This is a genomic window from Streptomyces sp. CS113 (assembly GCF_002188365.1).
In the GTDB taxonomy this organism is placed as follows: Bacteria; Actinomycetota; Actinomycetes; order Streptomycetales; family Streptomycetaceae; genus Streptomyces; species Streptomyces tendae.
Window position 1 is genome coordinate 3,553,060 of record NZ_KZ195574.1, and the last position, 22,038, is coordinate 3,575,097.

The following is a 22,038-nucleotide window of genomic DNA, read 5'->3' on the forward strand; positions in this document are numbered from 1 at the left end:
CACATAAGCCTTAGAACGTCTTGTGCCGTTATACGCCCAACGGCTGGGATAAACGAATGCCCCGGCAGCACAGTGGCGTGCCGCCGGGGCGTTCGGAGTACAGCCGGTACCAGCCGGTACGACTTAGCGCTTGCTGTACTGCGGAGCCTTGCGGGCCTTCTTCAGACCGGCCTTCTTCCGCTCGACCGCACGGTCGTCGCGGCGCAGGAAGCCGGCCTTCTTGAGGGCGCCGCGGTTGTTGTCCACGTCGGCCTCGTTCAGGGCGCGGGCGACACCGAGACGGAGCGCACCGGCCTGGCCGGAGACGCCGCCACCGGCGATGCGGGCGATGACGTCGTAGCGACCGTCGAGCTCGAGCACCTTGAAGGGCTCGTTGACTTCCTGCTGGTGCACCTTGTTCGGGAAGTAGTCCTCGAGGGTGCGGCCGTTGATCTTCCACTTGCCGGTGCCCGGGACGATCCGGACACGGGCGATGGCGTTCTTGCGGCGGCCCAGGCCGGCGGCCGGCTGGGGCTCGCCGAACGCGGAGGCCATGGACTCCGAGGTGTACTCGCCCTCGACGGGGACCTCGGACTCGGTGGTGTAGCTGTCGATGTCGATCTCTTCGAGCGGCTGCTCGGCAGTGGTCTCGGCCACGATGCTCCTCAGATTCTCTTCAGTCTTAGGGGGTGGCCGGAACTACTGCGCGACCTGGGTGATCTCGAACGGCTGCGGCTGCTGCGCGCCGTGCGGGTGCTGGTCACCCTTGTAGACCTTCAGCTTCGAGAGCATCTGACGGCCCAGGGAGTTCTTGGGGAGCATGCCCTTGACGGCCTTCTCGATGGCCTTCTCCGGGTTCTTGTCCAGGAGCTCGTCGTAGCGCACCGAGCGCAGACCGCCCGGGTAGCCGGAGTGGCGGTACGCCATCTTCTGGGTCCGCTTGTTGCCGGAGAGGTGCACCTTGTCGGCGTTGATGATGATGACGAAGTCACCGGTGTCGACGTGGGGCGCGTAGATCGGCTTGTGCTTGCCGCGCAGGATGGAGGCCGTGGTGGAGGCCAGACGCCCCAGGACGACGTCCTGAGCGTCGATGACGTGCCACTGGCGCGTCACATCGCCGGGCTTGGGGCTGTACGTACGCACGGTTCGTAGCCTTCGCTTCTTCAGTGAGTGGTCCTGACATTGGTCACCGAAGACGATCACGACAGCCCTGACCGCACTGCGGTGACGCATACCGCGTGCAGGTCGCTGGTCATCGGTCCCGGTGGACCGGTGTAAGGGCCCCTCACGTGAGAATGAGCAAGCCAATACACATACGACTGTGCAGAATACCCGGGCCCCGGCGGCCGGGTCAAAACGGGGCCGCGGGGGCACGCTCCCGCTCCGGCGCACGCCCCTGGGGCACCCGGTCGCCCGCGCCCGTCGGACCGGTCCCGGCCTGCCGGGCGACCGTCACCGCCAGCACGCAGAGCGTGAACGCGTCCCGGAAGGCCCGCCGCCGCTCCCCCTCCAGCCAGGGCCAGGTCAGACCGGGTGCCTGGGGCACCAGGGCGATCCAGAACCACACCCCGCGGGCCGCCGACCCGGCGTACGGCAGCCCGGCGAGCAGCAGCGGCAGGGCGACCAGGAGGTAGTGGTCGTAGGACGGCCGGGAGACGAGGAACGCCGAGAGCATCAGCCCCGCGCCGGTCTCCGCGAGCCGCAGCGGACCGGGGTCGGCGCGGCGCCAGCGCCGGTACGCGCAGAGCACCCCGGCCGAGGCCGCCGCGACCGCGAGTCCCTGCGCGAGCGCCGGTGGCACCCCGAGCCGGGGCAGTACGGCCGCCGGGGACGCCTCGTAGAGCCGGACGAAGCCGTCGTCGCCGTGCAGCAGGAAGGGCAGGGTGCGGGTGAAGAAACCCGCCGGGTCGGGCATCGCCAGGGCGGCCGCGGCGGAGGCCAGCGCGGGCACCAGGACGGCCGCCGCCAGCGCCCGCCACCGCCCGGCGAAGAGGAAGAGCAGCACGACCGGCGCGAGCAGCGGCTTGAGCGCCACGGCCGCCCCGATGACGGCCCCCGCCCCCGTCCAGCGCCCCCGGCTCGCCAGCAGCAGGGCCAGCGGCAGCGCCACCGTCGCCGTCACCGTCCAGTTGCCGAGCCGCACCAGGTGCCCGAACGGTGCGAAGCCCAGCGCGAGCCCGGTCAGCCCGAGGACCGCGAGCCGGCTGCCGAGCGGCACCCGGTGCAGGCGCAGCGCGCAGGCCCAGGCCAGCGCCAGCAGGGCCGTCACCGCGCACGGCACCAGCACCCGCAGCAGGGCCCCGGGCAGCAGCGCCTGCGGGACGGCGGCCAGGACGGCGCTCGGCAGGTAGAGGAAGTGCGGGTCGTCGTAGGGGGAGCCGCCGGCCAGCCAGGTGCGGGCGGCCCGCACGACGATCGCGTTGTCCATCCCGCCGTCCGAGGTGGTCCGCGCCGCGTGTGCGGCGGTCGCCGCCAGCACCGCCACGAGCACCGCCCACGGATGCCTTCCCGCCGGTTGCACCAACCACCCGGAGATGTCGCTTTTGCCCGTCCGCATGAACGGAACGCTAGGCCCTGCCGCCCCCAAGTCCCGGCACCAGCACGCCCTTCGGCCCGTCTAAGATGCCGCCCATGAGCTTTGGGCAGGGGGGACCTCAGTCGCAGTGGGATCCCTGGACACCGCAATCGCAGCAGCCGCAGTCCCAGCAGCCGCAGCAGCCGCAGTCCCAGCAGCCCTGGAACAGCGGGAACAGTGACAACACGCCGGACTGGGCCGCGCTCGCCGAGGCCTCAGAGGCCCGTGCTAAGCGGCGCCGGCTGTTCTTCATCGGCGGCGGCGCGCTGGCCACCGTGGCGATAGCCAGTGCCGTCGCGGTGGCCGTGGTCTCGGCGAACGGTTCGGGCCAGGCGTCCGACGGCCCCTCCTCGCAGCTCCCCTCGACGGCGGACATACCCAGCTCGACGGCCACCGAGCCGTCCTTCGCCCCGACCAGTGCCCCGCCTCCGCTGGACCCGAAGGACTTCGTCTCCAGCGTCAAGAAGGACAAGGCCCCGCTCAGCCCGGACCTGCTCTTCCCCGGGACCCAGCTCACCATGGGCGAGACGGTCTACAAGAAGGGCCCGACGGCCGACACCCGCACCTGCGGCTCCGCCGCCCAGGGCACCCTGCCGAAGGTCCTCGACACCAACAAGTGCACGCGCCTGATCCGCGTCACCTACACCAAGGGCGACACGGCCGTGACGGTCGGCGTGGCCGTCTTCGACACCGAGGCGCAGGCCGTGAAGGCCAAGAAGGACGCCGACAAGAAGAGCATCATCCGCTCGCTGTCCGGCGGCGGCGTGAAGTCCTTCTGCACCGGCGCCGTCTGCCGCTCCACCACCAACTCCTACGGCCGGTACGCCTACTTCACCGTCGCCGGCTTCACCGGCGGCAAGGACGTCACGGAGAAGTCCACCGGAGTCTTCCGGGCCGGTGACGACCTGGCCGAGTTCGCCTTCCGGCAGATCCGCCGACGCGGCGAGGCCCAGGCATCGGCGGCGGCGGAGGGCTGACGGCCCACCGCCCGCCCGTTCAGCAGCAGCCGGCTCCCGGCAGCGACCGCTTGTTGCGCGCCTCCTTGCTCCGGGCGGCCAGCAGCTCGTCGGCCGGGTAGCCGACCTCCTCGAGGGTCAGCCCGTGCGGCCGTACGACGTGCACGGCCGAGTCCCGTACGCCCGCGGCCAGCACCTTCGCCGGCCAGTCGGCCCCGCGGTGCCCGTCGCCGACGAACAGCAGCGCCCCGATGAGGGAGCGCACCATGTTGTGGCAGAAGGCGTCGGCCCGCACGGTGGCGGTGACGATCCCGTCCTCACCCCGCACAAGGCTCAGCTCCCGCAGCGTCCGGATGGTGGTCGCCCCCTCCCGCTTCTTGCAGTAGGCGGCGAAGTCGTGCTCGCCCAGCAGTCCCCGGGCGGCCTCGTTCATGGCGTCCACGTCGAGCGGCCAGTCGTGCCACAGGACGTGTCCGCGCAGCAGCGGGTCGACGCCGCCCGGGTTGTCGGTGACCCGGTAGGCGTAGCGCCGCCAGACCGCCGAGAACCGCGCGTTGAAGCCGCTCGGCGCCTCCCTGAGCGCCCACACCCGTACGTCCCTGGGCAGCCGTCCCGCGAGCCGCTTGAGCAGCTTCACGTGGTGCTCGGCCCACACCTCGCGCGGCAGGTCGACGTGCGCCACCTGCCCCCGCGCGTGCACCCCGGCGTCGGTCCGCCCCGCCACGGTCAGCTCGTACGTCTCCCGCGACCGCGTCACGGTCCGCAGCGCGTCCTCGATCTCCCCCTGCACGGTCCGCCGCCCCCCGGCCTGCTTGGCCCACCCGGAGAACTCGCTCCCGTCATAGGAGAGATCCAGCCGCACCCGTACGAACCCGGCCTCAACTTCGTCACTCACCCAGAGATCCTCTCACCAACACGAAAGCGGGCCCGCCCTTGAAAAGGACGGACCCGCAAACGCCGTTAAGGGGCGCGGGGAACTGCGCGACAAGCCACCACGAACCCGCAGCCGCCGACGCACAGCCCCCGGCAGACGCTTACGCGTCCTTGGACTCCTCGGCCGCAGCCTCGTCGTCGCCCTTGGTCGTGTCGACCTTGGTCTCCTCGGCAGCCGGAGCGGCCTCGGCGTCCTTGGCAGCACGCTTCGTCGCGGCCTCGGCCTCACCCGTGGCCTGCTGCGCCACGGTCAGCGCCTCGACCAGCTCGATGACGGCCATGGGCGCGTTGTCGCCACGGCGGTTACCGATCTTGGTGATCCGGGTGTAGCCACCGGGACGGTTCTCGTAGCGCGGGCCGATCTCGGTGAAGAGCGTGTGGACGACGCTCTTGTCCGTGATCACCTGGAGCACCTGGCGGCGGTTGTGAAGGTCGCCCTTCTTCGCCTTGGTGACCAGACGCTCGGCGTACGGACGCAGCCTGCGCGCCTTCGCCTCGGTGGTCGTGATCTTGCCGTGCTCGAAGAGCGACTTCGCGAGGTTCGCGAGGAGCAGCTTCTCGTGCGCGGCACTGCCGCCCAGACGGGCACCCTTGCTGGGCTTCGGCATGATGTTTCTCCTAGGTGTCTGCCCCGGCCGTACCAGGTACCGAGGTCAGTATCCGAGCAGGCGGTCGCCTGTCGGAGATCCGGGGCGCCTTTGCAAGCACCCCGGAGGGTCCGCGCCCCAAAGGGGCGCGGGGAACTGCGCGACCAGCCACAGCGGGCCCGCAGCCACAGAACCGGCCTCCTCGCGGAGCGCTCAGTACTGCTCGGTCTCCACGAAGCCCGCGTCCGCGTCGTCGTCGGCGCCGAAGGCGTCCGCGGCGGCGGTCGGGTCGAACCCGGGAGGCGAGTCCTTCAGCGCGAGGCCCATGCCGGCCAGCTTGGCCTTGACCTCGTCGATGGACTTCGCACCGAAGTTCCGGATGTCGAGCAGGTCGGCCTCCGAGCGAGCCACGAGCTCACCCACGGAGTGGATGCCCTCGCGCTTGAGGCAGTTGTACGACCGAACGGTGAGCTCCAGCTCCTCGATCGGCAGCGCCAGATCGGCGGCGAGCGCGGCGTCCGTCGGGGACGGACCCATGTCGATGCCCTCGGCGTCGATGTTCAGCTCGCGGGCGAGACCGAACAGCTCGACCAGGGTCTTGCCGGCCGACGCCATGGCGTCACGCGGCCGCATGGCCTGCTTGGTCTCGACGTCGACGATCAGCTTGTCGAAGTCGGTGCGCTGCTCGACACGCGTGGCCTCGACCTTGTACGTGACCTTGAGGACCGGCGAGTAGATCGAGTCGACCGGGATGCGCCCGATCTCCTGACCGACCTGCTTGTTCTGCACGGCGGAGACGTAGCCGCGACCGCGCTCGACGGTCAGCTCCATCTCCAGCTTGCCCTTGCCGTTGAGCGTGGCGAGGACGAGGTCGGGGTTGTGCACCTCGACACCGGCCGGGGGCGCGATGTCGGCGGCGGTGACCAGACCCGGGCCCTGCTTGCGCAGGTACATCACGACCGGCTCGTCGTGCTCCGAGGAGACGACCAGCTGCTTGATGTTGAGGATCAGGTCGGTGACGTCCTCCTTGACGCCCGGCACGGTGGTGAACTCGTGCAGGACACCGTCGATGCGGATGCTGGTGACAGCAGCGCCGGGGATCGACGAGAGGAGCGTGCGGCGGAGGGAGTTGCCGAGGGTGTAGCCGAAGCCCGGCTCCAGCGGCTCGATGACGAACCGGGAGCGGAACTCGTCGACGACCTCTTCGGTCAACGAGGGACGCTGAGCGATCAGCATGTGGTGATCCTTCAGTCAGGGGCGCCCGCTATTTGACGCCCGACTAGTACTGCAAGGGTACGGGCGATACGACCCGAAAGAGCCGTACCGCCCGGAAACCCTGGTGAAGCGTGAAGCGATGTCTGGTCGACCGCGAGGGTCAGACGCGACGGCGCTTCGGCGGACGGCACCCGTTGTGCGGCGTCGGGGTGACGTCCTGGATGGAGCCGACCTCGAGGCCGGTCGCCTGGAGCGAACGGATGGCGGTCTCACGACCGGAACCCGGGCCCTTGACGAACACGTCGACCTTGCGCATGCCGTGCTCCTGCGCGCGACGGGCAGCCGACTCGGCGGCCATCTGCGCGGCGAACGGCGTGGACTTCCGGGAGCCCTTGAAGCCGACGTGGCCGGCGGAGGCCCAGGAGATCACGTTGCCGGTCGGGTCCGTGATGGACACGATCGTGTTGTTGAACGTGCTCTTGATGTGCGCGTGGCCGTGAGCGACGTTCTTCTTTTCCTTGCGGCGCACCTTCTTGGCAGCGCCCTGACGTCCCTTGGGGGGCATGTCGTTCTCCTACGGGAGGTGGTCGGTCCTACAGCGAAGACCGCTGATGAGCGTCCGCTGAGGACTACTTCTTGCCCGGCTTCTTCTTGCCGGCGATCGCGCGACGCGGACCCTTGCGGGTACGGGCGTTCGTGCTGGTGCGCTGACCGCGCACGGGCAGGCCACGACGGTGACGCAGACCCTGGTACGTGCCGATCTCGACCTTGCGGCGGATGTCGGCCTGGACCTCGCGACGGAGGTCACCCTCGGTCTTGATGTTGTTGTCCACGTACTCGCGGATCGCGACGAGCTGCTCCTCGGAGAGGTCGCGGACGCGGGTGTTCGGGTCGACGCCGGTCGCGGCCAGCGTCTGCTGCGAGAGCGTCCGGCCGATGCCGAACACGTAGGTGAGGGCGATCTCCACGCGCTTTTCGCGCGGGATGTCGACACCGGAAACGCGTGCCATTCAATGGCTCCTGGTGATCTTCGGAGGTCTTCCACAGGACCGGCTCCCCGTCCGCCGTACTAGGTACGGAACAGGTCCCCGGCCTCCGAACCGGGGGTGTCGGGCACGCGTGCCCGGGTCCTGCGTATGAACAAATTCAGCTCGCGTCGCGCGAATCCCTGCGAGAAAGATGCAGAGGGTTCGGTCGGTCGAACGTCAGCCCTGGCGCTGCTTGTGGCGCGGGTTGTCGCAGATGACCATGACCCGACCGTGACGGCGGATCACCCTGCACTTGTCGCAGATCTTCTTGACGCTCGGCTTGACCTTCATGGGTGTGAGGTTCTCCGGGTCAGTTGCCGGCGGACCCGCGCGCGGGGCGCACGGGACGTGGGCAAGATCTACTTGTACCGGTAGACGATCCGGCCACGCGTCAGGTCGTACGGAGACAGCTCCACCACGACCCGGTCGTCAGGGAGGATGCGGATGTAGTGCATGCGCATCTTGCCGCTGATGTGTGCCAGGACCTGGTGGCCGTTCTGGAGCTCCACCTTGAACATGGCGTTCGGAAGAGACTCGACGACAGTGCCTTCGATCTCGATGGCACCTTGCTTCTTGGCCACGCTTCGCCCTTCGAATCGACTACCTTGATCGGCTCGTCGCGGACCCGCAGACATGCGGGCACACGTGAGCCGACGAGTCAGTCTACGTCAGCCACCCCGGAAAGGCGAAACGAGGAAGTCTGCCCCGGATACGAGATCGTTATGCAAGGGGGTCCGGTGCCGCCGTGATGCCCAGCTCCGCCAGCTTCGCCCTGCCGCCGTCGGGGGCGGTCAGGACCAGCGGGCCCTGCTCCGTCAGCGCCACCGAGTGCTCCCAGTGGGAGGACCACGTGCCGTCGGTGGTGATCACGGTCCAGTCGTCCGACAGGACCTCGGTCCGCGGGGTGCCGAGGGAGACCATCGGCTCGATGGCGAGGCAGAACCCGGGGACGAGCTTCGGGCCCTTGCCGCGGCGGCGGTCGACGTAGTTCAGCAGGTGCGGGTCCATGTGCATCTCGGTGCCGATGCCGTGGCCGCCGTAGTCCTCGATGATCCCGTACTTGCCGCCGCCGGGCTTGGGCTGGCGGCGGATGTAGGTCTCGATGGCGCGGGAGACGTCGACCAGGCGGTTGCCCTGCTTCATGGCCGCGATGCCCGCCCACATGGACTCCTCGGTCACCCGGGAGAGCTCGACCAGCTCCGGGGAGTGACCGGAGCCGACGAAGGCCGTGTAGGCGGCGTCGCCGTGCCAGCCGTCGATGATCGCGCCGCAGTCGACGGAGATGACGTCGCCGTCCTTGAGGACCACGTCGTCGGACGGGATGCCGTGCACGACGACCTCGTTCACCGAGGTGCAGATGGTGGCGGGGAAGCCGCCGTACCCGAGGAAGTTCGGCTTGGCGTCGTGCTCCGCGAGGACCTTGCGGGCGACCTGGTCCAGGTCCTTGGTCGTCGCGCCGGGCACGGCTGCCTCGCGCGTGGCCGCGTGGATGGCGGCGACGACCAGCCCCGCTTCGCGCATCTTGGCGATCTGCTCGGGGTTCTTGATCTGCACCATGGGGGCTGCGGCCTTTCTGGACGGGACCGGGCGGAAGGGGCGGGACGGAACGGGACGGGAAACGCTTCCCACGATACGGGGCGGAGCCACCCCACCCCACAGCACAGCCGCGGCCCCCTGAGCGAGGGACCGCGGCTGCCGCCGGGCGGAGTCCTACTGGTCGCGCTTGAGCGCCTCCAGCGCACGGCGGGTGACCTCGTCCACGGGGCCCGTCGCGGCGATGGTGGCGACCAGGCCCTGCGACTTGTAGTAGTCGATGATCGGCTCGGTCTGCGTGTGGTAAACCTCGAGCCGCTTGCGGACCGTCTCCTCGGAGTCGTCGTCCCGCTGGTACAGCTCGCCGCCGCAGACGTCGCAGACGCCTTCCTTCTTCGGCGGCGTGTACGTCACGTGGAAGACGTGCGCCGAGTCGTTGCGGCAGACGCGCCGGCCGGCGATCCGCTTGACGACCTCGTCCTCGGGGGCCTCCAGGTCCAGCACCGCGTCGAGCTTCATGTCCTCGGTCTCGAGCAGCTCGTCCAGCGCCTCGGCCTGGGAGACGTTGCGCGGGAAGCCGTCCAGCAGGAAGCCGCCCTCGGCGTCGGGCTGCTCCATGCGGTCCTTCGCCATGGCGATGGTGACCTCGTCCGGCACGAGATTGCCGGCGTCCATGTAGGACTTCGCGAGCTTGCCCAGTTCGGTCTGCTGGCTGATGTTCGCGCGGAACAGGTCGCCCGTGGAGATGTGCGGAATGTGCAGCGTCTCGGCAAGGCGGGTGGCCTGCGTTCCCTTTCCGGCACCCGGAGGCCCGACGAGGACGATTCGCATCAGCGGAGGAACCCTTCGTAATTGCGCTGCTGGAGCTGGCTCTCGATCTGCTTCACCGTCTCGAGACCGACACCCACGATGATCAGGATGCTGGTGCCACCGAACGGGAAGTTCTGGTTTGCCCCGAAACCAGCCAACGCCATTGTCGGGACGAGAGCGATCAGACCCAAGTACAGCGAACCCGGCCAGGTGATCCGGTTGAGTACGTAGCTCAGATACTCAGCGGTCGGTCGGCCAGCCCGGATGCCCGGGATGAAGCCACCATACTTCTTCATGTTGTCCGCGACTTCCTCGGGGTTGAACGAGATGGCCACGTAGAAGAAGGCGAAGAAGACGATCAGGAAGAAGTACAGGATGATGTGCGGCGTCGCCGCCGTGTCCGCGAGGTTCTTCGTGATCCAGGTGGCCCAGCCCGACGTCGAGTTCGAGAACTGGACGATCAGTGCCGGGATGTAGAGCAGCGACGAGGCGAAGATGACGGGGATGACACCCGCCTGGTTCACCTTGAGCGGGATGTACGTCGAGGTACCGCCGTAGGAGCGGCGGCCGATCATGCGCTTCGCGTACTGCACGGGGATGCGGCGCTGGGCCTGCTCCACGAAGACCACCAGGCCGACCATGACCAGGCCGACGAGGATGACCGTGCCGAACTCGATCCAGCCGTCGGCCAGCTCGCCCTGCTTCTTGATGGCCCACAGGGCGGACGGGAAGGTCGCGGCGATCGAGATGAACATCAGGATCGACATGCCGTTGCCGATGCCGCGGTCGGTGATCAGCTCACCGAGCCACATGACGACGCAGGTACCGGCGGTCATGCAGATGACCATGACGATCGTGGTGAAGATCGCCTGGTCGGGCACGATCTGGCCGGCGACGGTGCAGCCGGAGAAGAGCGCGCCGCTGCGGGCGGTGGCCACCAGGCCGGTGCCCTGGAGGATGGCGAGCGCGACGGTCAGGTAGCGGGTGTACTGCGTGATCTTCGCCGTACCGGCCTGGCCCTCCTTCTTGAGGGCTTCCAGGCGCGGGATCACGACGGTCAGCAGCTGAAGAATGATGCTGGCCGTGATGTACGGCATGATGCCGAGCGCGAAGACCGTGATCTGCAGCAGGGCGCCACCGCTGAACATGTTGACCAGGCCGAAGAGGCCCTGGTTGCCGGACGCCTGGTCCACGCACTCCTGGACGTTCTTGTAGTCGACGCCTGGAATGGGGATGTGGGTACCGAGGCGGTACACCACGATGATGCCGAGCGTGAAGAGCAGCTTCTTGCGCAGGTCGGGCGTCTTGAACGCCCGGGCGAACGCGGTGAGCACGGTGCCTCCTGCGACCCCCGCGCTACTGCGTCAAGGGTGACGGTCTTGAGGTTCGACTGACGACTGATAAGTGGACGGCTAAGGGAGTAACGCTGAACCGCCGCCAAGAGTGCCTCATGTGACGCACCCGTGAAAGAGGGCAGCGCAGGCCACCTTACCGGCGGGAGCACTCCCCTTGGAACGACCAACCGGGGATACCCCTTTTGTGGGGCATCCCCGGTCGGGATCGCTCATGTCATCGACACGTCCGAGTAGTTCAGACGAGCTCGGTGACGGTACCGCCGGCGGCGGTGATCTTCTCCTTGGCGGAGCCGGAGACGGCGTCGACCGTCACCTGGAGCGCCACGGAGATCTCGCCCTGGCCGAGGACCTTGACGAGGCTGTTCTTGCGAACGGCACCCTTGGCCACCAGGCCCTCGACGGTGACCTCGCCACCCTCGGGGTACAGCGCGGCCAGCTTGTCGAGGTTCACGACCTGGAACTCGGTCTTGAACGGGTTCTTGAAGCCCTTCAGCTTCGGAAGACGCATGTGGAGGGGCATCTGGCCACCCTCGAAGCGCTCCGGAACCTGGTAACGGGCCTTCGTGCCCTTCGTACCACGACCGGCCGTCTTACCCTTCGACGCCTCACCACGACCCACACGGGTCTTGGCGGTCTTGGCGCCCGGGGCGGGACGGAGGTTGTGGATCTTGAGCGGGTTGTTCTCCGCCATGATCAGTCGACCTCCTCGACCGTCACGAGGTGGCGGACGGTGTGCACCATGCCGCGGAACTCGGGGCGGTCCTCCTTGACGACCTGCGTGTTGATGCCCTTGAGACCAAGGGAGCGCAGGGTGTCACGGTGGTTCTGCTTGCTGCCGATGTAGGACTTGACCTGCGTAATCTTGAGCTGCGCCATGATTACGCACCCGCCCCGGCACGCGCACGGAGAAGGGCCGCGGGGGCGACGTCCTCGAGCGGCAGACCACGGCGGGCCGCGATCTCCTCGGGACGCTGCAGGCCCTTGAGGGCCTCCACGGTCGCGTGCACGATGTTGATCTGGTTGTCGGAGCCGAGCGACTTCGACAGCACGTCGTGGATACCGGCGCACTCGAGCACGGCGCGCACCGGACCACCGGCGATAACGCCGGTACCGGGGGACGCGGGCTTGAGCAGCACGACGCCGGCAGCCTTCTCACCCTGGATGGGGTGCGGGATGGTGCCCTGGATGCGGGGGACCTTGAAGAAGTGCTTCTTGGCCTCCTCAACGCCCTTGGCGATGGCGGCCGGCACCTCCTTGGCCTTGCCGTATCCGACACCCACGGTGCCGTCACCGTCGCCCACCACGACCAGCGCGGTGAAGCTGAAGCGACGACCACCCTTCACAACCTTGGCGACGCGGTTGATCGCGACGACGCGCTCAACGTAAGCGGTCTTCTCGGCGGCACCTGCGCCACCGTCACGGCCCTTCCGGTCCCGCCGCTCGCCGCCACCGGCACCGCTGCCGCGGCGCTGGGGTCCAGCCATTGGAATTACCTCTCTCTGTTTCCGCTAGCGTTACGGAACCGGCTCAGAACTTCAGTCCGGCTTCGCGGGCGGCGTCCGCCAGGGCTGCGATGCGCCCGGCGTACTGGTTGCCACCACGGTCGAACACGACGGCCTCGACACCGGCAGCCTTGGCGCGCTCGGCGACCAGGGCGCCGACCTGCTTGGCCTGCGCGGACTTGTCGGCCTCGCCACCGCGGATCGAGGTGTCCAGGGTGGACGCCGACGCCAGGGTGTGACCCTTGATGTCGTCGATCACCTGGGCCACGATGTGGCGGTTCGAGCGGGTAACGACCAGACGGGGACGCTCCGCCGTACCCGAGAGATTCTTGCGAATCCGGATGTGGCGGCGCTTGATCGCGGCGCGCTTGTAGGCGTCGCCCTTGAGGATCTTCTGTCCGTATGCCATGGCTTACTTACCCGCCTTTCCGACCTTGCGGCGGATGACTTCGCCCTCGTACTTGACGCCCTTGGCCTTGTACGGGTCGGGCTTGCGCAGCTTGCGGATGTTGGCCGCAACCTCGCCGACCTTCTGCTTGTCGATGCCCTCGACCGAGAAGTGGGTCGGGTTCTCCACCTTGAAGGTGATGCCCTCGGGGGCCTCGACGAGGATCGGGTGGCTGTAGCCGAGGGAGAACTCCAGGTTCGAACCCTTGGCGAGCACGCGGTAACCGACACCGCTGATCTCGAGCTTCTTCACGTAACCCTGGGTCACGCCGGTGATCATGTTCGCCACCAGCGTGCGGGACAGGCCGTGCAGGGCCTTGCTCTGACGCTCGTCGTTGGGGCGGGTGACGTTCAGCACGCCGTCCTCACCCTTGGCGATGTCGATCGGCGCCACGACGGTGTGGGTCAGCGAGCCCTTGGGGCCCTTGACCGAAACCGTACGGCCGTCGATGGTGACGTCCACGCCGGCGGGAACCGCGATGGGGAGCTTGCCGATGCGCGACATAGCTGTTTCCTCCGTTCCCTTCCGTTACCAGACGTAGGCGAGGACTTCTCCGCCTACGCCCTTCTTGCCGGCCTGCTTGTCGGTGAGGAGCCCGTGGGACGTGGAGATGATCGCCACGCCGAGGCCACCCAGCACCTTGGGCAGGTTGGTGGACTTCGCGTACACCCGGAGACCGGGCTTGGAGATCCGCTTGATGCCCGCGATGGAGCGCTCACGGTTCGGACCGAACTTCAGCTCGAGGGTGAGGTTCTTGCCGACCTCGGCGTCCTCGGTCTTCCAGCCGGTGATGAAGCCCTCCTGCTGGAGGATCTCCGCGATGTGAGACTTGATCTTGGACGCCGGCATCGTCACGGAGTCGTGGTACGCCGAGTTCGCGTTCCGCAGACGCGTAAGCATGTCTGCGATCGGATCAGTCATGGTCATGAATTGGCCTTCGGCCTCTCTCGCCGGGGTTTCCTGGTGCGCCATCCCTCTCCCCGATCCGAGACGGGACGGGTGCGGCGCGGTGGACCTACGGCGTAGTAAGTCGTACGGGCGCGACAGACGCCCAACCCCACAAGCCTAAGGCATGCGGAGCCGGGCCCCTGCCGACCCAGTTGCTTACCGAGAGTCTGAATAACCCGGGATTACCGGATTACCAGGAGCTCTTGGTCACGCCCGGCAGCTCGCCACGGTGAGCCATCTCACGAAGGCACACGCGGCACAGGCCGAACTTGCGGTACACGGAGTGCGGACGGCCGCAGCGCTGGCAGCGCGTGTAGCCGCGGACACCGAACTTGGGCTTGCGAGCAGCCTTGGCAATCAGAGCCTTCTTCGCCATCTCGCTCACGCCTCCTTGAAGGGGAAGCCGAGGTGACGGAGGAGCGCGCGGCCCTCAGCGTCGTTGGTCGCCGTGGTCACCACGGTGATGTCCATACCCCGGGTGCGGTCGATCTTGTCCTGGTCGATCTCGTGGAACATGACCTGCTCCGTGAGACCGAAGGTGTAGTTGCCACGGCCGTCGAACTGCTTGGGGGACAGGCCGCGGAAGTCGCGGATGCGCGGCAGCGCCAGCGACAGGGTGCGGTCCAGGAACTCCCACATGCGGTCGCCACGGAGCGTGACGTGGGCACCGATCGGCTGACCCTCACGCAGCTTGAACTGCGCGATGGACTTGCGGGCCTTGGTGACGGCCGGCTTCTGACCGGTGATGGTGGTCAGGTCGCGGATCGCGCCCTCGATCAGCTTCGAGTCACGGGCGGCGTCGCCGACACCCATGTTGACCACGATCTTCACGAGGCCGGGGATCTGCATGACGTTCTCGTAGGAGAACTCCTCACGCAGCTTGCCCGCGATCTCCTCGCGGTACTTCGTCTTGAGACGCGGAGTGGTGGTGGTAGCCATCAGATGTCCTCACCCGTCCGCTTGGCAACGCGAACCTTGTTGCCCTCGTCGTCGAAGCGGTAACCGACGCGCGTGACGACCTTGTTGCCGTCCTTCTCCACGACCAGCTGGACGTTGGAGACGTGGATCGGGGCCTCGGTGGTCACGATGCCGCCGGCCTGCGAACCGCGAGCGGTCGGCCCGGCCTTGGTGTGCTTCTTGACCCGGTTGACACCCTCGACCAGGACGCGGTCCTCGCGGGGGAAGGCCGCGATGACCTTGCCCTGCTTGCCCTTGTCCTTACCGGTGATGACCTGGACCAGGTCGCCCTTCTTGATCTTCATGCTCACAGCACCTCCGGCGCGAGGGAGATGATCTTCATGAACTTCTTCTCGCGCAGCTCACGGCCCACCGGGCCGAAGATACGGGTGCCGCGAGGGTCGCCGTCGTTCTTCAGAATGACGGCGGCGTTCTCGTCGAAGCGGATGTACGAGCCGTCGGGACGGCGGCGCTCCTTGACGGTGCGAACGATGACCGCCTTGACGACGTCACCCTTCTTCACGTTGCCACCGGGGATCGCGTCCTTGACGGTGGCGACGATGACGTCACCGATACCCGCGTAGCGGCGGCCCGAGCCACCGAGCACACGGATGGTCAGGATTTCCTTCGCACCCGTGTTGTCGGCGACACGCAGCCGCGACTCCTGCTGGATCACGTCTATCTCCTGAATGTCTGCCGGTTCCCCGGGAGTCGGTCACCTTGGTGAACGACTCCCGGAGCCTGGCGGAACTGTCCTGCGAGGAATGCCCCGCAGGAGATTTCTTACTTGGCCTTCTCGAGGACCTCGACGACGCGCCAGCGCTTCGTCGCGGACAGCGGCCGGGTCTCCATGAGGAGGACACGGTCGCCGACGCCCGCGGCGTTCTGCTCGTCGTGAGCCTTGAGCTTCTCGGTACGGCGGATGACCTTGCCGTACAGGGCGTGGGTCACGCGGTCCTCGACGGCGACGACGACGGTCTTGTCCATCTTGTCGCTGACGACCAGACCCTGGCGGGTCTTGCGGAAGCCGCGCGCGGCCTTCGTCTCTTCAGTCACATTGCTCTCGCTCATCAGGCGCTCTCCACCGTCTCGATGCCCAGCTCGCGCTCACGCATCAGGGTGTAGATCCGGGCGATGTCCTTACGGACGGCCTTGAGCCGACCGTGGTTCTCGAGCTGGCCCGTCGCCGCCTGGAAGCGGAGGTTGAACAGCTCTTCCTTGGCCTCGCGGAGCTTCGCCAGAAGCTCCTCGTTGCCCAGCTCGCGCAGCTCGGACGCCTTGGTACCGGCCGACATCACGCTTCACCTGCCTCGCGCTTGACGATCCGGCACTTCATCGGCAGCTTGTGGGCCGCACGGGTCAGCGCCTCACGGGCGATCTTCTCGTTGGGGTAGGACAGCTCGAACATGACCCGGCCCGGGTGCACGTTCGCGATCCACCACTCGGGAGAACCCTTACCGGAACCCATGCGGGTCTCGGCCGGCTTCTTCGTGAGCGGGCGGTCCGGGTAGATGTTGATCCAGACCTTGCCGCCACGCTTGATGTGGCGGGTCATCGCGATACGGGCCGCCTCGATCTGGCGGTTGGTCACGTACGCCGGCGTGAGGGCCTGGATGCCGTACTCGCCGAACGCAACCGTCGTACCGCCCTTGGCCTGACCACGGCGCTTCGGGTGGTGCTGCTTGCGGTGCTTGACCCTACGGGGGATCAGCATGACGGTCAGGCCTCCGTTCCGGTGCTCTCAGCCGGAGCGGCAGCGGCGGGCGCCTCGGCCTTGGGGGCCTCGGCGGCCGGAGCCGACTGCTGCTGCGGCTTGCGCCCGCGACGCTCGCCACCGCGGCCACCACGGGCCGGGCGGTCGTTGCCGCCACCACGGGCCGGGCGGTTGCCCGCACGGGCGGCGGCGTTCTCGGCGCGGACCTCGGCGATGTTCTTGACGTCGCCCTTGTAGATCCAGACCTTCACGCCGATGCGGCCGAAGGTCGTCTTGGCCTCGAAGAAGCCGTAGTCCACGTTCGCGCGGAGCGTGTGCAGGGGCACACGGCCCTCGCGGTAGAACTCCGAGCGGGACATCTCGGCGCCACCGAGGCGGCCACCGCACTGGATCTTGATGCCCTTGGCGCCGGCCTTCATCGTGCCCTGCATGCTCTTGCGCATGGCACGACGGAAGGAGACGCGGGAGGAGAGCTGCTCGGCGACGGCCTGGGCAACCAGCTGAGCGTCGGTCTCGGGGCTCTTGACCTCGAGGATGTTCAGCTGGACCTGCTTGCCGGTGAGCTTCTCGAGCTGACCGCGGATCTTGTCGGCCTCCGCACCGCGGCGGCCGATGACGATGCCCGGACGAGCCGTGTGGATGTCCACGCGGACGCGGTCACGGGTGCGCTCGATCTCGACCTTGGAGATGCCGGCGCGCTCCATGCCGGACGTCAGCATCCGACGGATGGCGACGTCTTCCTTGACGTAGTCCTTGTACAGCTTGTCGGCGTACCAACGCGACTTGAAGTCGGTCGTGACACCGAGCCGGAACCCGTGCGGGTTTACCTTCTGGCCCATTACCGGGTTCCTTCCTTGCTGCTGACGACCACGGTGATGTGGCTGGTCCGCTTGCGGATCCGGTAGGCGCGGCCCTGGGCACGCGGCCGGAACCGCTTCAGGGTCGGGCCCTCGTCGACGTAGGCCTCGGAAATGAAGAGGCTGTCGGCGTCGGTGTGGTCGTAGTTGTGCGCGGCGTTGGCGATGGCGCTGTCCAGCACCTTGCCGACCGGCACGCTCGCGGCCTGCGGGGCGAAACGCAGGACCGCCTGAGCCTCCGTGGCATCCATGCCACGGATGAGGTCCACCACGCGGCGGGCCTTCATGGGCGTGACGCGGATGTACCGCGCCTGGGCCCTGGCTTCCATGGTTGTCCCTTCAGTGTTTGTCATGGTCATTCCACCCCGCTGTTAGCGGCGCTTCGACTTCCGGTCGTCCTTGACGTGACCCCGGAAGGTGCGCGTCGGCGAGAACTCGCCGAGCTTGTGGCCGACCATGGACTCGGTGACAAACACCGGGATGTGGGTCTTGCCGTTGTGCACCGCGATCGTGTGGCCGAGCATCGCCGGGACGATCATCGAGCGACGGGACCAGGTCTTGATGACGTTCTTGGTACCGGCTTCGTTCTGCGTGTCCACCTTCTTGATCAGGTGGTCGTCGACGAAGGGTCCCTTCTTCAAGCTACGAGGCATCTCAACCCGTCCTTAGCGCTTCTTGTTCGTCTTGCGGCGGCGGACGATGTACTTGTTCGACGCCTTCTTGGGCGAACGAGTACGGCCTTCCTTCTTGCCCCACGGGGACACGGGGTGGCGACCACCGGAGGTCCGGCCCTCACCACCACCGTGCGGGTGGTCCACCGGGTTCATGACCACACCACGGACGGTCGGGCGAACGCCCAGCCACCGCTTGCGGCCCGCCTTGCCCCAGTTGATATTGCTCTGCTCGGCGTTGCCGACCTCGCCGACCGTGGCGCGGCAGCGCTGGTCGACCAGGCGGATCTCTCCGGACGGCATGCGCAGGTGGGCCATGGTGCCCTCCTTCGCGAGCAGCTGCACGGAGGCACCGGCGGAGCGGGCGAACTTGGCGCCGCCACCGGGACGGAGCTCGATCGCGTGGATCGTGGTACCGACCGGGATGTTGCGGAGCGCCAGGTTGTTGCCCGGCTTGATGTCGGCCCCGGGACCGTTCTCGACGCGGTCACCCTGCTGGAGGTTGCGCGGGGCGAGGATGTAGCGCTTCTCGCCGTCGGCGTAGTGCAGCAGCGCGATGCGCGCGGTGCGGTTGGGGTCGTACTCGATGTGCGCGACCTTCGCCGGCACGCCGTCCTTGTCGTGCCGACGGAAGTCGATGACACGGTAGGCGCGCTTGTGTCCGCCACCCTGGTGGCGAACGGTCACACGACCGGCGTTGTTACGGCCGCCCTTGCTGTGCAGCGGGCGGACCAGCGACTTCTCCGGCGTGGACCGCGTGACCTCGACGAAGTCGGCGACGCTGGAGCCACGACGGCCCGGCGTAGTCGGCTTGTACTTGCGGATTCCCATTTCTCAGTCCTCGTCCGATTCCGGACGATCCGGACCTCCGTCAGGAGGTCGGACCGCCGAAGATGTCGATACGGTCGCCCTCGGCGAGGGTCACGATCGCGCGCTTGCTGTCGGCACGCTTGCCGAAGCCCGTGCGGGTCCGCTTCCGCTTGCCCTGGCGGTTGATCGTGTTGACCCCGGTGACCTTGACCGAGAAGACCGCCTGGACGGCCTCCTTGATCTGGGTCTTGTTGGAGCCCGGCGCGACGATGAACGTGTACTTGTTCTCGTCGAGGAGCGCGTAGCTCTTCTCGGACACGACCGGCTTCAGCAGCACGTCACGGGGGTCCGTGAACGCCTTGCTGGCCGGGGTGACGACGGTGTTCTTGCCCTCGGCCTCGTGGCGGCGCGCCTTGGCGACGCGCGCGGCCTTGGCGGCCTTGGCCGCCTTGGAGGCGATGCTCGGGTGACGCGTAGCCATCAGGCTTCGCTCCCTTCGGTGTCAACGGCCTTGTTGGGGCCAGACACGAAGGACTCGAAAGCGGCCTGGGTGAAGACCACGTCGTCCGAGACGAGAACGTCGTACGTGTTCAGCTGGCCCGGCTCCAGGATGTGGATCTGGGGCAGGTTGCGGGCGGACAGCCACGCGGCCTCGTCGGCGCGGTCGACGACCAGGAGCAGGTTCTTGCGCTCCGAGATCTTGCCGAACAGCGTCCGGGCGGCCTTCGTGGACGGGTTCTCGCCCTCGATGACGCCGGTCACGACGTGGATGCGGTTGTGGCGGGCCCGGTCGGTGAGGGCGTGGCGCAGGGCCGCGGCCTTCATCTTCTTCGGGGTCCGCTGCGAGTAGTCACGCGGCTGCGGGCCGTGGACGACGCCACCGCCGGCGAACTGCGGCGCACGGGTCGAACCCTGGCGGGCGCGGCCGGTGCCCTTCTGGCGGTACGGCTTCTTGCCGCCACCACGGACCTCGCCGCGACGCTTGGTCTTGTGCGTGCCCTGGCGGGCGGCGGCGTTCTGCGCGACGACGACCTGGTGGATCAGCGGGATGCTGATCTTCTCCACGCCGAAGATCTCCGCGGGGAGCTCGACGCTTCCGGTCTTCTCGCCGGCAGGCGAAAGGATGTCAACAGTGCTCATCGGTTACCTCAGGCCCCCTTGGCCGCAGTGCGGACCAGGACGAGGCCGCCGTTCGGACCAGGAACCGCGCCCTTGATGAGGAGCAGGCCCTTCTCCGCGTCAACGGCGTGAACGGTCAGGTTCTGGGTGGTGACCCGCTCGTTGCCCATGCGACCCGCCATGCGCATGCCCTTGAAGACACGGCCGGGGGTGGCACAGCCACCGATGGATCCGGGCATGCGGTGCACACGGTGGGCACCGTGCGACGCCTTGCCACCCTTGAAGTTGTGGCGCTTCATGACGCCGGCGAAGCCCTTGCCCTTGCTCTTCGCGGTGACGTCGACCTTCACGCCGGACTCGAAGGTCTCAGCGGTGATCTCCTGGCCGAGGGTGTACTCGCTGGCGACAGCGGTACGGATCTCGACGAGGTGACGACGGGGGGTGACGTCGGCCTTGGCGAAGTGGCCCTTGAGGGGCTTGTTCACCTTGCGCGGGTCGATCTCGCCGAAGGCGATCTGGACCGACTCGTAGCCGTCGACGTCGTTCGTACGGACCTGGGTGACGACGTTGGGGCCGGCCTTGACGACGGTGACCGGAACAACGCGGTTGTTCTCGTCCCACACCTGCGTCATGCCGAGCTTCTCGCCCAGGATGCCCTTGATCTGCTTGGTCATCTTCAGATCACCGCCCTCAGAGCTTGATCTCGATGTCGACACCGGCCGGGAGGTCGAGTCGCATCAGAGAGTCAACGGTCTTGGGGGTCGGGTCGAGGATGTCGATCAGGCGCTTGTGCGTGCGCATCTCGAAGTGCTCGCGCGAGTCCTTGTACTTGTGCGGCGACTTGATGACGCAGTACACGTTCTTCTCAGTGGGCAGCGGCACCGGGCCCGCGACCGACGCACCAGTGCGAGTCACCGTCTCGACGATCTTCTTCGCCGAAGAGTCGATGACCTCGTGGTCGTAGGCCTTGAGCCGGATGCGGATCTTCTGTCCCGCCATGGCTACTCAGTAGTCCTGTCTCTCGAAACGCTCTGGACCCGGTGGTCCCTTTTCTTCCGCTCCCCCTCCGACCCACGCGGTCGGGCGTGTCGCGCTCTCGCTGACATGGATGTCCCTTTTCGGGACTTCCCTGCCTGGGAGTCGCGGGCCCTTCCGGAACCGCAGGCCGGGGGCGAGAGGCCCACCGGGTGCCTGGCCTGCACCCCGCTGACGCTTCCCGGAAGATTCCCGTACGTCCGCCCCTGAGCAGGAGCGACGAGTACTGTGGGACTCGCTTCCGGTCCCCCCGGCGGGAGGCGCGCAGCATCGGCACTCGACCGAGCAACCCCGCTAGTCTGCCATACGGGGCGCGGGGCTGGCCAATCGGGCCGGAGAGAATACCCCGGGGGTGACAGAGATCAAACCCGTACCCGCCCCACCCCGAGCCAGGGGCGTCGGCGCGACAGGGCGTGACGGTCAGCGGCGACGCTCTCCGGACGCCGGATAGGGCGCGAACCGAGGCTCGGGACCGGGCCAGCTCCGCGGCAGAACGTCCATCTTGTACGCGCCGGACATCACCGCGGCCAGGAACTCCACGAGGCCTCCGTCGAAGTGGGGCCATTTGGTGTTGCGCGCGCCGTTCGCCGTGATCGTCCATGAGTTCGGCGCGCCCTCCGGGCGGGTGACCCAGTAGATCGTGTCGCCGTTGTCCGTTGCCCCCACGGCCAGCAACTCGTCGGTCGGGTACGGGATCGTCTCCCCACCCTCCCTCAGCTGGTCCAGGATCTCGGCGGCTCGCTCGGCGCGGTCCACCAGCCGGACCGTGGCTACCGGCACGACGGGCTGGAAGACGTGCAGGAAGCCGTCGAAAGACCCTGGTCCGTATCGTTCGACCAGCCATTTGTAGTCGTCCGGGAGCGATACGCCGAGATCCTGCTCGACCCGCGGCCAGTCGACGCGGCTGTCCACGTCCGGTGGGGGCGGAACGGTGCGCACGAGGTTGTCGCGCGCGGTCACAGCATCTCCGTTTCTCCGAAGCCGAACATCCCGGCGGGGTTGTCCA

At 67.7% G+C, this 22,038-nt stretch carries 36 protein-coding genes; 1 reads left to right on the forward strand and 35 read right to left on the reverse strand.

Annotation, left to right across the window (positions count from 1 at the left end):
• Positions 1-123: 123 nt before the first annotated feature.
• The 3 genes from rpsI to B9W62_RS15390 all read right to left on the reverse strand — a co-directional run bounded on the left by rpsI (position 124) and on the right by B9W62_RS15390 (position 2,536).
• Positions 124-636: a 30S ribosomal protein S9 gene (gene rpsI, locus B9W62_RS15380; RefSeq protein ID WP_087807730.1), complete on the reverse strand. Its 513-nt coding sequence runs from the start codon at positions 634-636 to the stop codon at positions 124-126.
• Between the two features lie 42 nt (positions 637-678).
• Positions 679-1,122: a 50S ribosomal protein L13 gene (gene rplM / locus B9W62_RS15385; protein ID WP_031041507.1), complete on the reverse strand. Its 444-nt coding sequence runs from the start codon at positions 1,120-1,122 to the stop codon at positions 679-681.
• 208 nt (positions 1,123-1,330) lie between these two features.
• Positions 1,331-2,536, reverse strand: coding sequence for a glycosyltransferase 87 family protein (locus B9W62_RS15390; RefSeq protein WP_256976392.1), 1,206 nt, complete (start codon positions 2,534-2,536; stop codon positions 1,331-1,333).
• A gap of 74 nt (positions 2,537-2,610) precedes the next feature.
• Here B9W62_RS15390 and B9W62_RS15395 point away from each other — a divergent pair, with 74 nt between their 5' ends.
• The gene (locus B9W62_RS15395) at positions 2,611-3,531 is read left to right on the forward strand and encodes a hypothetical protein (protein ID WP_087807732.1); all 921 of its coding nucleotides are present in this window, start codon (positions 2,611-2,613) and stop codon (positions 3,529-3,531) included.
• Between the two features lie 19 nt (positions 3,532-3,550).
• Here B9W62_RS15395 and truA read toward each other — a convergent pair whose 3' ends face one another.
• From truA to B9W62_RS15560, 32 genes are all read right to left on the reverse strand, one after another.
• Positions 3,551-4,405, reverse strand: a complete 855-nt coding sequence (truA, locus tag B9W62_RS15400) for a tRNA pseudouridine(38-40) synthase TruA (RefSeq protein ID WP_087807733.1) — start codon at positions 4,403-4,405, stop codon at positions 3,551-3,553.
• A gap of 139 nt (positions 4,406-4,544) precedes the next feature.
• Positions 4,545-5,051, reverse strand: a complete 507-nt coding sequence (gene rplQ, locus B9W62_RS15405; protein WP_087807734.1) for a 50S ribosomal protein L17 — start codon at positions 5,049-5,051, stop codon at positions 4,545-4,547.
• Positions 5,052-5,243: 192 nt separating this feature from the next.
• Complete coding sequence (locus B9W62_RS15410) at positions 5,244-6,266, reverse strand: DNA-directed RNA polymerase subunit alpha (protein ID WP_003966937.1); 1,023 nt, start codon at positions 6,264-6,266, stop codon at positions 5,244-5,246.
• Positions 6,267-6,405: 139 nt separating this feature from the next.
• The gene (gene rpsK / locus B9W62_RS15415; RefSeq protein ID WP_003948617.1) at positions 6,406-6,810 is read right to left on the reverse strand and encodes a 30S ribosomal protein S11; all 405 of its coding nucleotides are present in this window, start codon (positions 6,808-6,810) and stop codon (positions 6,406-6,408) included.
• A 64-nt stretch (positions 6,811-6,874) separates the two neighbouring features.
• A complete protein-coding gene (gene rpsM, locus B9W62_RS15420; protein WP_003974244.1) occupies positions 6,875-7,255 on the reverse strand; it encodes a 30S ribosomal protein S13 in 381 nt (126 codons plus the stop codon).
• A gap of 195 nt (positions 7,256-7,450) precedes the next feature.
• Complete coding sequence (gene rpmJ, locus B9W62_RS15425; protein WP_003974245.1) at positions 7,451-7,564, reverse strand: 50S ribosomal protein L36; 114 nt, start codon at positions 7,562-7,564, stop codon at positions 7,451-7,453.
• 68 nt (positions 7,565-7,632) lie between these two features.
• On the reverse strand, positions 7,633-7,854 hold the full coding sequence (gene infA / locus B9W62_RS15430; RefSeq protein ID WP_003948620.1) for a translation initiation factor IF-1: 222 nt from the start codon (positions 7,852-7,854) through the stop codon (positions 7,633-7,635).
• A gap of 139 nt (positions 7,855-7,993) precedes the next feature.
• Positions 7,994-8,830: a type I methionyl aminopeptidase gene (gene map, locus B9W62_RS15435; protein ID WP_087807735.1), complete on the reverse strand. Its 837-nt coding sequence runs from the start codon at positions 8,828-8,830 to the stop codon at positions 7,994-7,996.
• Positions 8,831-8,983: 153 nt separating this feature from the next.
• On the reverse strand, positions 8,984-9,637 hold the full coding sequence (locus tag B9W62_RS15440) for an adenylate kinase (protein ID WP_003974247.1): 654 nt from the start codon (positions 9,635-9,637) through the stop codon (positions 8,984-8,986).
• Positions 9,637-10,950: a preprotein translocase subunit SecY gene (gene secY, locus B9W62_RS15445; RefSeq protein WP_087807736.1), complete on the reverse strand. Its 1,314-nt coding sequence runs from the start codon at positions 10,948-10,950 to the stop codon at positions 9,637-9,639. The genes B9W62_RS15440 and secY overlap by 1 nt, the downstream gene beginning before the upstream one ends.
• Positions 10,951-11,206: 256 nt before the next feature.
• Complete coding sequence (gene rplO / locus B9W62_RS15450; RefSeq protein WP_003974249.1) at positions 11,207-11,662, reverse strand: 50S ribosomal protein L15; 456 nt, start codon at positions 11,660-11,662, stop codon at positions 11,207-11,209.
• A 2-nt stretch (positions 11,663-11,664) separates the two neighbouring features.
• The gene (gene rpmD / locus B9W62_RS15455; protein WP_003974250.1) at positions 11,665-11,847 is read right to left on the reverse strand and encodes a 50S ribosomal protein L30; all 183 of its coding nucleotides are present in this window, start codon (positions 11,845-11,847) and stop codon (positions 11,665-11,667) included.
• A 2-nt stretch (positions 11,848-11,849) separates the two neighbouring features.
• Positions 11,850-12,455 carry a 30S ribosomal protein S5 gene (gene rpsE, locus B9W62_RS15460; protein WP_003974251.1) on the reverse strand — a complete coding sequence of 202 codons (606 nt, stop codon included), beginning with the start codon at positions 12,453-12,455 and terminating at the stop codon, positions 11,850-11,852.
• A 43-nt stretch (positions 12,456-12,498) separates the two neighbouring features.
• Positions 12,499-12,882 carry a 50S ribosomal protein L18 gene (gene rplR, locus B9W62_RS15465; protein WP_003974252.1) on the reverse strand — a complete coding sequence of 128 codons (384 nt, stop codon included), beginning with the start codon at positions 12,880-12,882 and terminating at the stop codon, positions 12,499-12,501.
• A gap of 3 nt (positions 12,883-12,885) precedes the next feature.
• Positions 12,886-13,425: a 50S ribosomal protein L6 gene (gene rplF, locus B9W62_RS15470; protein ID WP_003974253.1), complete on the reverse strand. Its 540-nt coding sequence runs from the start codon at positions 13,423-13,425 to the stop codon at positions 12,886-12,888.
• Between the two features lie 24 nt (positions 13,426-13,449).
• Positions 13,450-13,848, reverse strand: a complete 399-nt coding sequence (gene rpsH, locus B9W62_RS15475; RefSeq protein ID WP_003974254.1) for a 30S ribosomal protein S8 — start codon at positions 13,846-13,848, stop codon at positions 13,450-13,452.
• A 211-nt stretch (positions 13,849-14,059) separates the two neighbouring features.
• A complete protein-coding gene (locus tag B9W62_RS15485; RefSeq protein ID WP_003948630.1) occupies positions 14,060-14,245 on the reverse strand; it encodes a type Z 30S ribosomal protein S14 in 186 nt (61 codons plus the stop codon).
• Positions 14,246-14,250: 5 nt separating this feature from the next.
• Positions 14,251-14,808: a 50S ribosomal protein L5 gene (gene rplE / locus B9W62_RS15490; protein WP_003974255.1), complete on the reverse strand. Its 558-nt coding sequence runs from the start codon at positions 14,806-14,808 to the stop codon at positions 14,251-14,253.
• The gene (gene rplX, locus B9W62_RS15495; protein ID WP_003974256.1) at positions 14,808-15,131 is read right to left on the reverse strand and encodes a 50S ribosomal protein L24; all 324 of its coding nucleotides are present in this window, start codon (positions 15,129-15,131) and stop codon (positions 14,808-14,810) included. The genes rplE and rplX overlap by 1 nt, the downstream gene beginning before the upstream one ends.
• Positions 15,132-15,133: 2 nt before the next feature.
• The gene (rplN, locus tag B9W62_RS15500; protein WP_003974257.1) at positions 15,134-15,502 is read right to left on the reverse strand and encodes a 50S ribosomal protein L14; all 369 of its coding nucleotides are present in this window, start codon (positions 15,500-15,502) and stop codon (positions 15,134-15,136) included.
• 107 nt (positions 15,503-15,609) lie between these two features.
• On the reverse strand, positions 15,610-15,897 hold the full coding sequence (gene rpsQ, locus B9W62_RS15505) for a 30S ribosomal protein S17 (RefSeq protein ID WP_003974258.1): 288 nt from the start codon (positions 15,895-15,897) through the stop codon (positions 15,610-15,612).
• Complete coding sequence (gene rpmC / locus B9W62_RS15510) at positions 15,897-16,121, reverse strand: 50S ribosomal protein L29 (protein ID WP_003974259.1); 225 nt, start codon at positions 16,119-16,121, stop codon at positions 15,897-15,899. Before rpmC ends, rpsQ begins: the two co-directional genes overlap by 1 nt.
• Positions 16,121-16,540 (reverse strand): 50S ribosomal protein L16, encoded by a 420-nt coding sequence (gene rplP, locus B9W62_RS15515; protein ID WP_004927269.1) that lies wholly within the window; start codon positions 16,538-16,540, stop codon positions 16,121-16,123. The genes rpmC and rplP overlap by 1 nt, the downstream gene beginning before the upstream one ends.
• Before the next feature lie 5 nt (positions 16,541-16,545).
• A complete protein-coding gene (gene rpsC / locus B9W62_RS15520) occupies positions 16,546-17,379 on the reverse strand; it encodes a 30S ribosomal protein S3 (protein ID WP_030145477.1) in 834 nt (277 codons plus the stop codon).
• Complete coding sequence (rplV, locus tag B9W62_RS15525) at positions 17,379-17,726, reverse strand: 50S ribosomal protein L22 (protein ID WP_003974262.1); 348 nt, start codon at positions 17,724-17,726, stop codon at positions 17,379-17,381. The genes rpsC and rplV overlap by 1 nt, the downstream gene beginning before the upstream one ends.
• A 42-nt stretch (positions 17,727-17,768) precedes the next feature.
• Positions 17,769-18,050 carry a 30S ribosomal protein S19 gene (rpsS, locus tag B9W62_RS15530; protein WP_003974263.1) on the reverse strand — a complete coding sequence of 94 codons (282 nt, stop codon included), beginning with the start codon at positions 18,048-18,050 and terminating at the stop codon, positions 17,769-17,771.
• Between the two features lie 12 nt (positions 18,051-18,062).
• A complete protein-coding gene (gene rplB, locus B9W62_RS15535) occupies positions 18,063-18,899 on the reverse strand; it encodes a 50S ribosomal protein L2 (RefSeq protein ID WP_003974264.1) in 837 nt (278 codons plus the stop codon).
• Positions 18,900-18,939: 40 nt separating this feature from the next.
• Positions 18,940-19,359 (reverse strand): 50S ribosomal protein L23, encoded by a 420-nt coding sequence (gene rplW / locus B9W62_RS15540; protein WP_007443985.1) that lies wholly within the window; start codon positions 19,357-19,359, stop codon positions 18,940-18,942.
• Complete coding sequence (gene rplD / locus B9W62_RS15545; RefSeq protein WP_003974266.1) at positions 19,359-20,018, reverse strand: 50S ribosomal protein L4; 660 nt, start codon at positions 20,016-20,018, stop codon at positions 19,359-19,361. The genes rplW and rplD overlap by 1 nt, the downstream gene beginning before the upstream one ends.
• Before the next feature lie 8 nt (positions 20,019-20,026).
• Positions 20,027-20,671, reverse strand: a complete 645-nt coding sequence (rplC, locus tag B9W62_RS15550) for a 50S ribosomal protein L3 (RefSeq protein ID WP_059300027.1) — start codon at positions 20,669-20,671, stop codon at positions 20,027-20,029.
• A 16-nt stretch (positions 20,672-20,687) separates the two neighbouring features.
• The gene (rpsJ, locus tag B9W62_RS15555; RefSeq protein ID WP_003948644.1) at positions 20,688-20,996 is read right to left on the reverse strand and encodes a 30S ribosomal protein S10; all 309 of its coding nucleotides are present in this window, start codon (positions 20,994-20,996) and stop codon (positions 20,688-20,690) included.
• A gap of 456 nt (positions 20,997-21,452) precedes the next feature.
• Positions 21,453-21,992, reverse strand: a complete 540-nt coding sequence (locus tag B9W62_RS15560; RefSeq protein ID WP_087807737.1) for an SMI1/KNR4 family protein — start codon at positions 21,990-21,992, stop codon at positions 21,453-21,455.
• Between the last annotated feature and the right edge of the window lie 46 nt (positions 21,993-22,038).

Bases quoted from the DNA above. Each gene is read 5' to 3' on its own strand.
- B9W62_RS15390 (WP_256976392.1), bottom strand. From the start codon at position 2,536: ATGCGGACGGGCAAAAGCGACATCTCCGGGTGGTTGGTGCAACCGGCG.
- B9W62_RS15395 (WP_087807732.1), top strand. From the start codon at position 2,611: ATGAGCTTTGGGCAGGGGGGACCTCAGTCGCAGTGGGATCCCTGGACA.
- rplQ (WP_087807734.1), bottom strand. From the start codon at position 5,051: ATGCCGAAGCCCAGCAAGGGTGCCCGTCTGGGCGGCAGTGCCGCGCAC.
- B9W62_RS15410 (WP_003966937.1), bottom strand. From the start codon at position 6,266: ATGCTGATCGCTCAGCGTCCCTCGTTGACCGAAGAGGTCGTCGACGAG.
- rpsK (WP_003948617.1), bottom strand. From the start codon at position 6,810: ATGCCCCCCAAGGGACGTCAGGGCGCTGCCAAGAAGGTGCGCCGCAAG.
- rpsM (WP_003974244.1), bottom strand. From the start codon at position 7,255: ATGGCACGCGTTTCCGGTGTCGACATCCCGCGCGAAAAGCGCGTGGAG.
- rpmJ (WP_003974245.1), bottom strand. From the start codon at position 7,564: ATGAAGGTCAAGCCGAGCGTCAAGAAGATCTGCGACAAGTGCAGGGTG.
- map (WP_087807735.1), bottom strand. From the start codon at position 8,830: ATGGTGCAGATCAAGAACCCCGAGCAGATCGCCAAGATGCGCGAAGCG.
- B9W62_RS15440 (WP_003974247.1), bottom strand. From the start codon at position 9,637: ATGCGAATCGTCCTCGTCGGGCCTCCGGGTGCCGGAAAGGGAACGCAG.
- rplO (WP_003974249.1), bottom strand. From the start codon at position 11,662: ATGGCGGAGAACAACCCGCTCAAGATCCACAACCTCCGTCCCGCCCCG.
- rpmD (WP_003974250.1), bottom strand. From the start codon at position 11,847: ATGGCGCAGCTCAAGATTACGCAGGTCAAGTCCTACATCGGCAGCAAG.
- rpsE (WP_003974251.1), bottom strand. From the start codon at position 12,455: ATGGCTGGACCCCAGCGCCGCGGCAGCGGTGCCGGTGGCGGCGAGCGG.
- rplR (WP_003974252.1), bottom strand. From the start codon at position 12,882: ATGGCATACGGACAGAAGATCCTCAAGGGCGACGCCTACAAGCGCGCC.
- rplF (WP_003974253.1), bottom strand. From the start codon at position 13,425: ATGTCGCGCATCGGCAAGCTCCCCATCGCGGTTCCCGCCGGCGTGGAC.
- rpsH (WP_003974254.1), bottom strand. From the start codon at position 13,848: ATGACCATGACTGATCCGATCGCAGACATGCTTACGCGTCTGCGGAAC.
- B9W62_RS15485 (WP_003948630.1), bottom strand. From the start codon at position 14,245: ATGGCGAAGAAGGCTCTGATTGCCAAGGCTGCTCGCAAGCCCAAGTTC.
- rplE (WP_003974255.1), bottom strand. From the start codon at position 14,808: ATGGCTACCACCACCACTCCGCGTCTCAAGACGAAGTACCGCGAGGAG.
- rplX (WP_003974256.1), bottom strand. From the start codon at position 15,131: ATGAAGATCAAGAAGGGCGACCTGGTCCAGGTCATCACCGGTAAGGAC.
- rpsQ (WP_003974258.1), bottom strand. From the start codon at position 15,897: ATGAGCGAGAGCAATGTGACTGAAGAGACGAAGGCCGCGCGCGGCTTC.
- rpmC (WP_003974259.1), bottom strand. From the start codon at position 16,121: ATGTCGGCCGGTACCAAGGCGTCCGAGCTGCGCGAGCTGGGCAACGAG.
- rplP (WP_004927269.1), bottom strand. From the start codon at position 16,540: ATGCTGATCCCCCGTAGGGTCAAGCACCGCAAGCAGCACCACCCGAAG.
- rpsC (WP_030145477.1), bottom strand. From the start codon at position 17,379: ATGGGCCAGAAGGTAAACCCGCACGGGTTCCGGCTCGGTGTCACGACC.
- rplV (WP_003974262.1), bottom strand. From the start codon at position 17,726: ATGGAAGCCAGGGCCCAGGCGCGGTACATCCGCGTCACGCCCATGAAG.
- rpsS (WP_003974263.1), bottom strand. From the start codon at position 18,050: ATGCCTCGTAGCTTGAAGAAGGGACCCTTCGTCGACGACCACCTGATC.
- rplB (WP_003974264.1), bottom strand. From the start codon at position 18,899: ATGGGAATCCGCAAGTACAAGCCGACTACGCCGGGCCGTCGTGGCTCC.
- rplW (WP_007443985.1), bottom strand. From the start codon at position 19,359: ATGGCTACGCGTCACCCGAGCATCGCCTCCAAGGCGGCCAAGGCCGCC.
- rplD (WP_003974266.1), bottom strand. From the start codon at position 20,018: ATGAGCACTGTTGACATCCTTTCGCCTGCCGGCGAGAAGACCGGAAGC.
- rplC (WP_059300027.1), bottom strand. From the start codon at position 20,671: ATGACCAAGCAGATCAAGGGCATCCTGGGCGAGAAGCTCGGCATGACG.
- rpsJ (WP_003948644.1), bottom strand. From the start codon at position 20,996: ATGGCGGGACAGAAGATCCGCATCCGGCTCAAGGCCTACGACCACGAG.